Source organism: Pullulanibacillus pueri, from assembly GCF_014639255.1.
In the GTDB taxonomy this organism is placed as follows: domain Bacteria; phylum Bacillota; class Bacilli; order Bacillales; family Sporolactobacillaceae; genus Pullulanibacillus; species Pullulanibacillus pueri.
On sequence record NZ_BMFV01000023.1, the window covers coordinates 61,229 to 73,325 of the forward strand.

General features: G+C 43.6%; 9 protein-coding genes. 7 read left to right on the top strand and 2 right to left on the bottom strand.

All coding sequences use genetic code 11. From position 1 onward, the window contains the following. Positions 1–33 precede the first annotated feature (33 nt). The 7 genes from IEV91_RS14175 (at position 34) to IEV91_RS14205 (ending at position 11,345) form a co-directional block, all read left to right on the top strand. Entirely contained in the window at positions 34–693 is a 660-nt protein-coding gene (locus tag IEV91_RS14175; RefSeq protein ID WP_229745606.1) for a class II aldolase/adducin family protein, read from the top strand. Beyond that, positions 690–2,009 (top strand): four-carbon acid sugar kinase family protein, encoded by a 1,320-nt coding sequence (locus IEV91_RS14180; RefSeq protein WP_188498072.1) that lies wholly within the window; start codon positions 690–692, stop codon positions 2,007–2,009. The genes IEV91_RS14175 and IEV91_RS14180 overlap by 4 nt, the downstream gene beginning before the upstream one ends. A 217-nt stretch (positions 2,010–2,226) precedes the next feature. After that, complete coding sequence (locus tag IEV91_RS14185; RefSeq protein WP_188498073.1) at positions 2,227–3,006, top strand: DeoR/GlpR family DNA-binding transcription regulator; 780 nt, start codon at positions 2,227–2,229, stop codon at positions 3,004–3,006. A gap of 28 nt (positions 3,007–3,034) precedes the next feature. Then, complete coding sequence (locus tag IEV91_RS14190) at positions 3,035–3,673, top strand: D-sedoheptulose-7-phosphate isomerase (RefSeq protein WP_188498074.1); 639 nt, start codon at positions 3,035–3,037, stop codon at positions 3,671–3,673. Then, complete coding sequence (locus IEV91_RS14195) at positions 3,666–4,637, top strand: ROK family protein (RefSeq protein ID WP_188498075.1); 972 nt, start codon at positions 3,666–3,668, stop codon at positions 4,635–4,637. The genes IEV91_RS14190 and IEV91_RS14195 overlap by 8 nt, the downstream gene beginning before the upstream one ends. A 68-nt stretch (positions 4,638–4,705) precedes the next feature. Further along, a complete protein-coding gene (locus tag IEV91_RS14200; protein WP_204871310.1) occupies positions 4,706–7,858 on the top strand; it encodes an alpha-mannosidase in 3,153 nt (1,050 codons plus the stop codon). Between the two features lie 25 nt (positions 7,859–7,883). Next, complete coding sequence (locus IEV91_RS14205; protein ID WP_188498077.1) at positions 7,884–11,345, top strand: glycoside hydrolase family 38 N-terminal domain-containing protein; 3,462 nt, start codon at positions 7,884–7,886, stop codon at positions 11,343–11,345. A gap of 129 nt (positions 11,346–11,474) precedes the next feature. Here IEV91_RS14205 and IEV91_RS21910 read toward each other — a convergent pair whose 3' ends face one another. Both IEV91_RS21910 and IEV91_RS14210 read right to left on the bottom strand, forming a co-directional pair. Then, positions 11,475–11,609 carry a hypothetical protein gene (locus tag IEV91_RS21910; RefSeq protein ID WP_268236400.1) on the bottom strand — a complete coding sequence of 45 codons (135 nt, stop codon included), beginning with the start codon at positions 11,607–11,609 and terminating at the stop codon, positions 11,475–11,477. Positions 11,610–11,684: 75 nt separating this feature from the next. Continuing rightward, the coding region (locus IEV91_RS14210) for a hypothetical protein (RefSeq protein ID WP_188498078.1) at positions 11,685–12,097 on the bottom strand (413 nt) is incomplete at its 5' end.

The window sequence follows — 12,097 nt, forward strand, 5'->3', positions numbered from 1 at the left end:
TCCTACTCTAGCATTTAATGGGGGGGTGTCAAAGTGACTGAAAGCAACCAGGAGATTGTGAAACAACTCCAGCAAGTCGGTCGTTATATGATGGATAAACAGCTCGCGTGGGGCAATGCCGGGAATATTAGTGCCAGAGCTGGAAAGGACCACTGTCTGATTTCCGCGAGTGGAACGTATCTTGGAGAGCTGGAAACGGATGATATTGTCGACTATACCTTTGGTGACGATATGAGTAACTATCAAAGAAGGCCATCAAAGGAAATCCCTATGCACCAGGCTATTTATGAGGAACGTCCAGATGTTCAAGCGGTTTTACATGCCTCACCGTTTTATAGCACGATTGTGGCTTGTTCTGATATACAACTCCCAGCGAACTTATTTGTTGAAGATATGTACTACCTTGAAAGCGTTGTGCGTATCCCTTATTTTCATCCAGGTTCACAAGAGTTAGGGGATGCCGTTAGGAGTAAGGCGCGTCAAGCGAATATTCTCCTTTTAGAAAATCATGGCGTTCTTGTTTTTGATACAAGTATTAAGGAAGCACGTATGGCTCTTGAGACATTGGAATTAGTTTCTAAAATGATGGTCAGTGCACCTTCCGTTGATTTTAAGCCGTTATCCGATGCAACGGTACATGAATTTCTGAATGATTCGGGTTATAAGGCAAGAAGAAAGTGGGAGAAACCATGATTGGGATTGTTGCTGATGATATTACGGGTGCAAATGATATCGGAATAATGTTTGCCAAATCCTACTACACAACGGATGTGTATCGATGGGAATCAGAGCAAGCCTCTCTTGACGCACTCTCTGATCATCCTGACGTCCTGATATTGGATACGAACTCCAGGTTTGATCCATACAATGTGGCTTATGACAAAGTGTATCAGGCAACAAAACAATTACAAAGTGTAGGTGTCACGCAATACTACAATAAGACTTGCTCAGTTTTTCGGGGGAATATCGGTGCAGAATTTGATGCTATGCTCGATGCTTTAGGCGAAGATTTCGCTATTATCGTCCTCGGGTTTCCGAAGAATGGCAGAATAACGAAGAAGGGCCTCCATTATGTTCATGGGAGACTCTTAGAACAATCCGAGTTTCGAGAGGACCCTGTTCATCCTATGACGGAGTCCAACCTCGTGGACATCCTGCAAGCCCAGACCAAACGAAAAGTGGGATCGATCTCTTTTGATGTTGTAGAAAAGGGAGCAGACACGCTGAGACAGACCATAGAACAATTCAAGGAAACTTACCAATATGTGATTGTCGACGTTACGGATCAAGAGGATTTGTACACCATTGCACAAGCCGTTTATCAAGAAAAAGTAATAGCAGGAAGCTCGGCTCTTGCTGAAGAATTACCTAAAGTGATAGGTAAAAGGTCTGAACAGACAATGAACATGATTGGGGATTTGTATGATCCTTCAAAAGGACTACTATGTACCGCAGGGAGCTTGATGCCTCAAACTTTAGAACAAATAGAGTATATGCGTCACCGCGGAACCTGTGTGATCGAAATGGACAGTTTAGCACTTCTGGATGATCAGCAAAGAGGTGAAGTGCAAAGGCGTCTTATCTCTGCATGTGTCACGGAGATGAACCAAGGGAAAGATGTGGTCCTCCATTCCACCAATGATCAAGAAAAAGTGAAAAAGACGAAACATGAAGCGGCTAGAAAAGGCATCAGTAATTCAGAGATTTCCCAGTTGGTATCAAGAACCCTTTCAGAGATTACTGTTGCAGTCATGAACAACACAGGGCAAAAAAGCTTCGTTATAGCAGGAGGAGACACTTCAGCTGCCGCATGTCGTGCGTTGGGAATTAAGAGTATGCGCGTTTGGCGAGAAATTCAACCAGGGTTACCCTCATGTTTTTCGTTATCTCCATGTCCTATGCATTTTGTTCTTAAGTCAGGGAGCTTTGGGGATGTGGATTTTATAGAACGTGCTTTCCAACATTTAAAAAAGGATATTCAAAAAGACCAGGGGGCTCACAGGTCATGAGGCCGTTCGACGTAATTTCAGGACAAAACGTTTTTAGTCGAACTGCATTCCTAGCTGTCAAATTTCTGTGTCGGCTTGTTCTTCCACTCCTCGCGTATTCAGAACATACGCTGTGGTACTCGAAGACGACGCTTCCTAGAACTTCTCGGCTCTTTTTGTCCTCCTTTTTGAACACACATTTAAAGGTAGGGATTCCTGAAGATAAAGGAGTACGACAATGATAGTGATCGAACGAAGACAAAAGATAAAGGAATTATTGTTAAAAAATAATACGGTGAAGGTATCAGATCTTGTGGAGTTATTGAATGTATCTGAGGAAACAATCAGACGTGATTTGTTGCAATTAGAGAGAGAAGGTTTTGCAGAAAAAAATTACGGTGGTGCCATTTTAAAAGAAGCCTTACAGAGTAACGACTCACTGATTTTGCCTGTGAATCAGCGGAAATTACAGTACTCGCGCGAAAAGGACCTCATTGGTAAAGCAGCTGCGAAGTTAGTGCAGGATGATCAGATCATTATTTTGGACGCAGGCTCTACAACATGGTATACAGGCAAACATTTGGCTGGGCGAAAGGATCTCACCATTATTTCAAATGCGATCAACGTGGTTGAGGAATGTAGTAAGAATGAGACCGCCTCTATTTATCTATTAGGTGGACAACTCATTAGGAAATCAATGAGTCTCGTAGGTCCCCAAGCTGAAATGGAATTGCAAAAATATAATGCGGATTATGTGTTTTTAGGAACCTCAGGGGTCTCCCTGCGTCATGGCTTCACCAGTTCCGACCTGTATGAGGCCGAAATGAAAAGAGCCATGGTGTCAGCAGGGCAAAAAATAGTCTTGGTCGCTGACCATAGTAAGTTTCAAAAGACAGGATTGACCTCTTTTTGTGGCTTTGAAGAGATCGATATTTGTGTTACAAGCGACTTGGTCGATAAGGACACTATCCAACAAATCGCGGATAAAGGCGTTAAGGTCATTATTACCGGTCATTAATCAGTATGGACAAGCAAAGGAGAAGATCATGAATCATTATATTTTAGAAGTAATAGACAAGTACCCTGAACTTTCCGGATGTGCAGATGATATTGAAGACGCCTACCAACTACTCAAAGATTGTTATACAGAGAAACATAAAGTCTTATTATGCGGGAATGGGGGAAGTGCGGCCGATTGCGACCATATTGTCGGAGAGTTAATGAAAGGCTTTCTTTTAAAGCGTCCGGTGGGAGCCGCGTTTAAGGAGCAACTCGCCCACATAGCTCCAGAAGATGCGACCTACTTGGCGGATCATCTACAAGGCGCATTACCCGTAATCTCACTAGTGAGTCAGTCAGCGTTAATGACTGCGTTTTCCAATGATGTGGCGAGTGATATTGTCTTCGCCCAACAAGTCTATGGATATGGAGATCCAGGTGATTGTGTCATTGGTATTAGCACCTCAGGCAACTCTAAGAATGTCCTTTATGCATTGAAGGTCGCTAAAGCCAAGGGGCTGAAGACGATTGGATTAACAGGTCGAACAGGAGGAGAAATGGAGAGTCTCTGCGATATTACGATCAAGGTTCCTTCTGATGAGACCTTTGAAATTCAAGAGCGCCATTTACCGATTTATCACTGTTTATGCATGATGTTGGAGGAGGCTTTCTTTAGCCATGAATAATGTACTCGTTGGGATAGACATAGGGGGAACGAAATGTGCCGTTTCCATTGGAAAAACAACGGAGACGGCCATCGATGTTCTTGCTAAAGAGCAGTTCCCCACACCAGCATCCCCTACACTCGCCATACAGACATTAATAACGACATTAGACCACCTTCTGGACACATTAGATCTTTCCGCCTCCCTATGTGCTATTGGCATCAGTTGTGGAAGCCCCCTAAGTAGCAAAAAAGGACTCATATTATCCCCACCGAATCTCCCTCACTGGGACAACATTGACATTGTTGGCCCTTTTAAAGAGAAATATCATGTTCCGGTTGGTTTGCAAAATGATGCCAATGCTTGTGCTCTCGCAGAATGGAAATGGGGAGCGGGTAGGGGCTGTTCGAATATGATCTTCCTTACTTTCGGCACAGGGATGGGAGCAGGACTTATTCTTGATGGAAAGTTATATACCGGCATCAATGATATGGCGGGAGAAGTCGGTCATATCAGGATGGAAGAGGATGGTCCAATAGGGTATGGCAAACGGGGCTCATTTGAAGGTTTTTGTAGTGGTGGGGGGATTGCCCGTCTCGCCCGTCATTTGGCAGAACAAGCGATAAAGGAGGGGAATCCTCCAGAGTTTTGTACAAGCCTGGATGACTTAGGGACGATTACTGCCAAAAGTGTCGGTCTTAGTGCACAAAAGGGGGATTTGTTAGCCCGTCGGGTGTATGACATCGTCGGTCATCAACTAGGCAAAGGCTTAGCTCTTCTTATCGATCTCTTAAATCCTGAACGGATTGTGATTGGAAGCATTTACGGCAGACAATTGGAGCTGCTGGAACCCATTGTTAAAGTGGAAATTGAAAAAGAAGCCCTCCCGATTTCACGAAAGGCATGTGAGATTGTGCCCGCTGAGTTAGGGGAAAGTGTCGGTGATTTAGCAAGTCTATCAGTGGCTATAAATACAGTTGAGTAAGGTCTTTAATAGAATGCTTAAGCGTGTCTATAGGAATCGAATGAATTCAAGAAATGAGGTACAACAACATGTATTTTACAGTGGATAAAATTAAGAAACATCTAGAGGAAATTAAAAGTCATATATACTACGAGGTTCAAGATATCCCCACCTTTAAATACAAAGAGTGGGCCTTTGGTGAAGAAGATCATGAAGCCTATCGTCCAGAGTTTAATGACGCAGAATGGCAGGATTTTAATGTCGGTGACTACTGGGGTGGCTATGATAAGTCCGCTTGGTTCCGGGCGAAGGTGACCATTCCTCAGGAGTGGAAAGATCGTCGTCTCGCCCTTCACTTTTTAGTTGGACCACGGGATGGTGGCGGATCAACAGCTGAAACCCTTTTATATGTTGATGGCACGCCGCTACAAGGTATTGATATCTGGCATGAAGAAGCTTGGCTTCCCCCAGAATATCTTGAGAATGATGAGATCCATATTGCACTAAAAGCGTGGAGTGGTGTGTTAGCTGTTCCGGAACGCCGGCGCTTTAAGGTGGCAAGACTGGCGTGTGTTGATCTCGAAACAGAAAAATATTATCACCTGGTCCATACCCTTCTGCAAACGGTTGAAGTTCTTGATGAAAATGACTTACGGCGAACAACCCTGCTACAGGCCCTTAATGCCTCCTTTTTGACCATTGATTTTATCAAGCCTGGCTCAGAGGCTTTCTATGACTCTATTCATCAAGCGTATCAAGAGCTGAAGGATAAGGTAGAAGCATTAGAAGCCTATGAGGAACTGAAGCCTAAGGTTACTACGATAGGCCACTCTCATATTGATATGGCTTGGCTCTGGCGTTTAACGCATTCACGGGAAAAGGCTTCAAGGACGTTTTCAACTGTTTTGCATTTAATGCGGCAGTATCCTGAATATCGTTACCTTCATACCTCTCCACAGCTCTATAAATACTTAAAAGATGATTATCCAGAGATTTTTAAGGAAGTCAAAAAGAAAATCGCTTCTGGAGAATGGGAAATCACGGGAGGTATGTGGATCGAGCCCGATACAAATATTCCTAATGGCGAATCCTTGATCAGACAAATCCTTTTTGGTAAACGCTTTATGAAGGAGGAGTTTGGTGTGGATACGAAGGTGGTTTGGCTCCCTGACGTCTTCGGTTACTCTTGGGCATTACCACAGATTATGAAGAAAAGTGGTATTGAGACCTTTATGACCACGAAAATCAGCTGGAGTCAATACAATAGATTTCCTTATGATACCTTCGAATGGCGTGGAGTCGATGGGACAGAGATTCTGACTCACTTTATCACGACACCAGAAGATAATGCTTCCTCTTATACTTATAATGGTATGGTCGAGCCTTCGAGTGTCAAAGGAATTTGGGAGGCTTACAAACAGAAGGACGTCAATGATGACCTGTTGCTGGCCTTTGGGTGGGGCGACGGTGGTGGTGGCCCAACTAAAGAAATGATTGAGGCTGCCCGAGTGATGAAAAACCTTCCGGGCATTCCGAAGGTCGAAATGGGCACGGTGGAACCTTACTTTGAGAAGCTAAGGGATCAAGTTAAAGATAAAGTGCTTCCCGTTTGGGATGGCGAGCTCTATCTCGAGTATCACCGCGGGACCTATACCTCTCAGGCTGCTCTGAAGAGAGCCAATCGTCAATCAGAACTGACCTACCATAATGCTGAATGGCTGCATACTTTGAGCAATCTATTAGTGGGACAAGACAATGAACCGTTCAAGAAGTTACAACAAGGTTGGGAAATGCTACTACTCAACCAGTTCCATGATATCCTCCCGGGATCCTCAATACGCCAAGTGAACGAGGATGCCCGTAGGGATTATGCTAAAGTGATTGAAATCGGTGAAGAAGTGCTCGATCAGTCGCAAGCTAAGATCATTGATCAGTTGAAAGTCGATAAGGCGGGTCTCGTCGTCTTTAATTCATTATCCTATAAACGAACAGGACTCATTGAGCTACCTGTGACAGATACAGTGAAAGGAAATGTCACGCTGATCGATGAACAAGGGAATATTTCCCCGGTACAACGAGTGGAAGGGCCTGAGGGCGATAAGCTCTTGTTAAAAGCGGCGGAAGTCCCTGCGCTTGGTTATAAGACCTTGCAATTTACAGAGGCTGAAGACAGGCCATCACATCTCACGGTTAAAACAGATTATCTTGAAAATGAGTTTTATACCATTCGCATCGATAGCAAGGGTCATATTGCTTCGATTTACGATAAAAAGGCAGGACGAGAAGTCATTAAAGAAGGCGCTAGGGCCAACGTATTCCAAGCTTTTGAAGACAAGCCGATGAATTTTGATGCTTGGGATATTGATCTTTATTATCAAGAAAAAATGCGTGAGATTGATACCCTTGTGGATATTCAGATCGTTGAGGAAGGGCCAATCCGGGCGAGTTTACAAATGACCTGGACATTCTTTGACTCTACCATTACTCAGCGATTGAGCATTTACAACGACTCTCCACGTATTGATTTTAAAACAGACGTGGATTGGAAAGAAAAACAAACCTTATTGAAAGTCGCGTTCCCGGTCAATGTTCGGTCAACAAAAGCAACTTATGATATCCAATTTGGAAATATTGAGCGCCCGACCCATTGGAATACAAGCTGGGATTACGCTCGCTTTGAAGTGGTTGGTCATAAATGGGTCGATTTATCTGAAGGAAACTATGGTGTGAGTCTATTAAACGATTGTAAATACGGTCATGACGTCAAAGACCATACGATACGTCTAACTTTACTCAAATCAGCTATTAGCCCAGATGAAACCGCCGATCGAGGGCACCATAGCTTTACTTATAGTCTTCTCCCTCACAAAGGCGATTGGCGAGAAGGCAACGTCGTGGAGGAAGCTTATGGGTTAAACACCCCACTTTTAGCTCATGAAGTTACAGCTAATGAAAACGGGACCCTTCAGCCTCACTATCAGTTTGCTGAACTTAATTGTGATCATGCATTCATTGAAACGGTCAAAAAGGCTGAGGATGATGACAATGCTGTTATTGTCCGTGTATATGAATATAAACACTATCGGAATGAAGACGTTAAAATTAAATTTTCTCAGGCCATCCAAAAGGCAGTCCTTTGTAATCTTGTTGAAGAAGACGAGGAGAAGGCTACGTTTAAGGATCAGACGCTCTCATTCTCACTAGCACCTTATGAGATTAAAACATTTAAACTATGGTTTTAAAGTTTTTCAAGGTAAGGAGATCTCTATGAGTAAAACTATTCTATGGTCCATTGGGTCACCTGATGGCCATTCCGAAGACTTGATCGATAACTATAAAAATCCAAATATCACTGAAGGCATTAACTATTGTGTGGATGAACACTCATCTGCACAATGGCCTTTATTTCATCCGAGTGAGGCAGATCCTGATGGTGGTTATCGGCTCCATCCCTATAAGATTACGTTTCAATTAGAAGAAAAGCCTGAAGGCCACTATCTATTTAATGTCCAATACTTAGTCATTGCGCCTCGACTCGCTCATCTAGAATTAAAAGTTAACGGGACAAGCGGGTACGCTTATTTAAGGCCAGAACCTTCAAAATCTGGAGAAATAACACTACATTCCGGCCTCCATACGACGATCTATTCTGAAGGCATCATGGAAGTTGTGATTCCTTCAGCCCTTTTAAACCAAGGGGAAAATGTTTTTGAGTTGATCAGTCGTGATGGTGGGGAGTATTTATCTATTGATAATATTGAAAAGATCAAGCGACTGGATCGTATGGCCAATGGCGCTGGTTTTATTTATCAATATCTTACGTTTTCCAAATTGAAAAGTAGAATAGAAGACCGTTTCTCAACATTTGAACTCGTACCGTCTGTTCTTTATAAGAAAGCTAAGGGCGATCAACTTGTTGAACTTTGCCATCTTTACATTGAATTAAGTGAGCCAATAGAAGAGACAACCTTCTGTTTAACGCTTAAAGGGAACAAAGAGACGCGCACGATGGATCTCACCCTCCCGGAAACGTCATTCGGCCACATTTATAAAACATTTTATGTTACGGACGAGGAAGGTCTGCTTTCCTTTGAATTCACGGGAAACGTGAAGGGTGCGGATATTGTTAAGCGGGGTCAAGTGAACAGAAAGCGTAAATGGAAGGTCTATGTCACTCCGCATTCACACACGGATATTGGTTATACGCATCGCCAATGGGAGGTTGCAGAAAGGCTCTGCCGTAATATTGATACCGCCATAGATTATTTAGACTGTGAAGAAAAGAAAGGGCTTGAAATCCCTGCTTTTGCCTATCATCTGGATGCCTCGTGGGTACTTGAAAACTATCTTCAGACGCGGAGTCATGAACAGATTAAAAAGCTCTTTAATTATATTAAGGCGGGGAAAATAGGGATTCCCCATTCTTATGCTGATTTACTGACACAACTGGCAACGGCGGAAGAGTTGATACGAAATGGGATGTATTCTGAAAGTGTTTTAAGACCCGAAGGCCTGAGAGCGACATTTAATTCTGTCGTTGATGTCCCTTCATTATCAAGCGCTTTGCCGGCGATATATGAGGATTCGGGCGTAAAGTACTTGGTGCATGCTAACAATCAAGATCGAGGACCTTTTCGTTTAAACGGTGGCTTACACAAAGTGTCTCCTTTTTACTGGGAAGGGGTCAACGGTGGACAGGTGCTTGTTTGGTTGGCAAAAATGTATTGTGAATTGCGGAAGGTGTGTGGGAGCCCGCCAGTCAATAGTTCTGCGGAACGGGGATTGGAGATGTGGCTAAAAGAGTATGAAACGGATGACTACGCCCCCGATGCTGTCTTATTGTATGGTCAAGAAGCCGATAATACTGATATTGATCCACAGCCTGTTGAATTCACAGAAAACTGGAATCAAACCTACGCTTACCCTCAGTTGATAGCGTGTGATGCTAAAGCGTTTTTTGAGTATGTGGAAGAGCATTTTAAGGATAGCTTACCGCATATTAAAGGGGATGGTGGGGCCTACTGGGAAGATGGTGCCGGCTCAACCATTGCTGAGACGATAAAAATGAGAAAGGCTCAAGGCATGCTTCAAGCCGCGGAAAAACTAGAGACCTTGGCAGTCATGCATAATGATGCCTTCTCCTACCCAGAGAAAAGTTTTGAGGAGGCTTGGCAGACTCATCTTTTGTTTGTCGAGCATACTTGGGGCGCCTTTTTAAGCGCAACAGATCCCGACTCCCTTTTGCAAAAAGACCAATGGGCTATAAAAAAACACTTTGCTGACCAGGGGCTCCAATGGTCTCAACGGTTATTACACACCGCAGCAGTCAGACATAGTTTAAATTGGAATAATGCTGGCCGAGAAATCGTGATCTATAATCCCCATAGCTGGTCTATCAGTCAAGCAGTTACTTTGGAAATAGCTAAAAATGAAAAGGTTTACGATCTAGAGAGTGGGCAGGAAGTTTCGACAAGATTGATTCATCAAACCCATTCACAAGCGATCATCGAGTGTTACATCGATAGTCTGCCCGGGTTAAGTTATCGGAGATTAGCCTTAAGAGAGGCAAAGGTTTCGGAAGCCACACCTGGAAGGGTTGCGGATGTCCCGCATCAGCGCTATGTGCAATGGGAGAATGCCTTTTATGCGCTCACCCTCGATTTAGAAAAAGGGTATCTCACCAAGCTCTATGACAAAGAGCTTCAGAAGGACCTGGTGGATGCTGAAGCGGGTTTTGGCCAATTCCTTTATGCTGAAGGTGGCGAGGGCACCCGACTGGTCGGCAATCAAAAGGACTTAGCAGAAGGGCATGCGGATGTCTTAGCGTCATTTTCCCTTATTGATTATCACCTTGAGACGTATGCACACGGGTGTAGTGTGCATCTCAAAGGTAAAGTTCCATATGGTGAAGTACAGATAGAATGGCGCTTGTTGAACGCGACAAAACAAATTGATCTTCACTATCAATACCATAAGGAAGAGCGTCTGGAAAAAGAGGCGGTCTATATTGCCTTTCCGTTTGCTGTTGAGTCTGGAAAGATCCTGTCAGATTCACAAATCGGATGGGTTCATTGGGATCAAGAGGGATTACCCGGAGCATGTAAGGAATGGTTACCCTTACAAACGAGTATTCTTCTTGAGAGTCAGGACGCACATATTCAGATTGCTTCTCCAGATATCCCTTTATTTACTATCAATTCTATTGTTCAAGGCCATTGGCCCAAAATGCTCGATTTATCTGGAAACAAGGTCTATTCCTATGTTCTTAATAATTATTGGAATACGAATTACAAGGCCTCCCAAGGCGGCTGTATTGAATTTCGCTATGCCATTACAACGGGCGACTCCATATCCAAACATGAAGCCTATCATTTTGGCTGGAAGGCGCGGCAACCATTGTATGCGCATCGCATCAGTTTTCAAGACTTCCGCACGCCAAGAGAACCTTATATAGAAAGTCAGGACATTCTAGCCACAATCGATACTGACAAGGTAGCCATTTCTACAATGAAAAAAGCGCAGTGGGAGGACGGATGGATTATTCGCCTTCAAGAAATAGCGGGCGACAAGCAATCGGCTGTTCTTTCGATTCCAGGCAAAGTAATCACGCAGGCCTGGCGCTGTGATCACTTAGAGAAGGATAAGGAAAGCTTAGAGGTCAAAGACGGTACACTCAAGATTGACTTATCACCATGGGCGCTGACAACGGTGAGAATCTTAATAAAATAGCAATGAAGCTATTTTACATGAACTCAACTTTTGCTTGCAAGGGTTGGGTTTTTTATATTTCCGAAAAGCGGCGTTCTGGCTAACAAAAGAAAGAACCAGCTTTCAAAAGGAGCGCTGGACTCACAAAAGTCAGCTGTGATTAACAAAAGGCGCACGAAACAAGGTTGAAACTAACAAAAGAGGGAGGCGTGTTGCCATCCGCCCCTCTTCTACAATGAGTTTAGTTACATATTCTTTATATTCCTTGTCATGTCGTTTCCCCATAGTGAACACGTCCTTTTTTTAGTTTATATAATTATAAGCCAAACCCATTTCTACGTGTCCACTATTTAGACTAACTTAATTTTTTCTCCTCTTCTGAAAACGGTCACCAAGCTGCCGTTGTGATGCCCGTTTTCTAGATTTTTTGAAAAAACGGTCACCAGGTTGCTGTTGTGATGCCCGTTTTCTAGATTCCTTGAAAAAACGGTCACCAAGCTGCTGTTGTGATGCCCGTTTTCTAGATTTTTTGAAAAAAAGGTCACCAGGCCGCCGTTGTGATGCCTGTTTTCTAGATTTTTTGAAAAAACGGTCACCAAGCTGCTGTTGTGATGCCTGTTTTCTAGATTTTTTGAAAAAACGGTCACCAGGCCGCCGTTGTGATGCCCGTTTTCTAGATTTTTTGAAAAAACGGTCACCAAGCTGCCGTTGTGATGCCTGTTTTCTAGATTTTTTGAAAAAACGGTCACCAGGTTGCTGTTGTGATGCCTGTT

Bases quoted from the DNA above. Each gene is read 5' to 3' on its own strand.
- IEV91_RS14180 (WP_188498072.1), top strand. From the start codon at position 690: ATGATTGGGATTGTTGCTGATGATATTACGGGTGCAAATGATATCGGA.
- IEV91_RS14185 (WP_188498073.1), top strand. From the start codon at position 2,227: ATGATAGTGATCGAACGAAGACAAAAGATAAAGGAATTATTGTTAAAA.
- IEV91_RS14190 (WP_188498074.1), top strand. From the start codon at position 3,035: ATGAATCATTATATTTTAGAAGTAATAGACAAGTACCCTGAACTTTCC.
- IEV91_RS14195 (WP_188498075.1), top strand. From the start codon at position 3,666: ATGAATAATGTACTCGTTGGGATAGACATAGGGGGAACGAAATGTGCC.
- IEV91_RS14200 (WP_204871310.1), top strand. From the start codon at position 4,706: ATGTATTTTACAGTGGATAAAATTAAGAAACATCTAGAGGAAATTAAA.
- IEV91_RS14205 (WP_188498077.1), top strand. From the start codon at position 7,884: ATGAGTAAAACTATTCTATGGTCCATTGGGTCACCTGATGGCCATTCC.
- IEV91_RS21910 (WP_268236400.1), bottom strand. From the start codon at position 11,609: ATGGGGAAACGACATGACAAGGAATATAAAGAATATGTAACTAAACTC.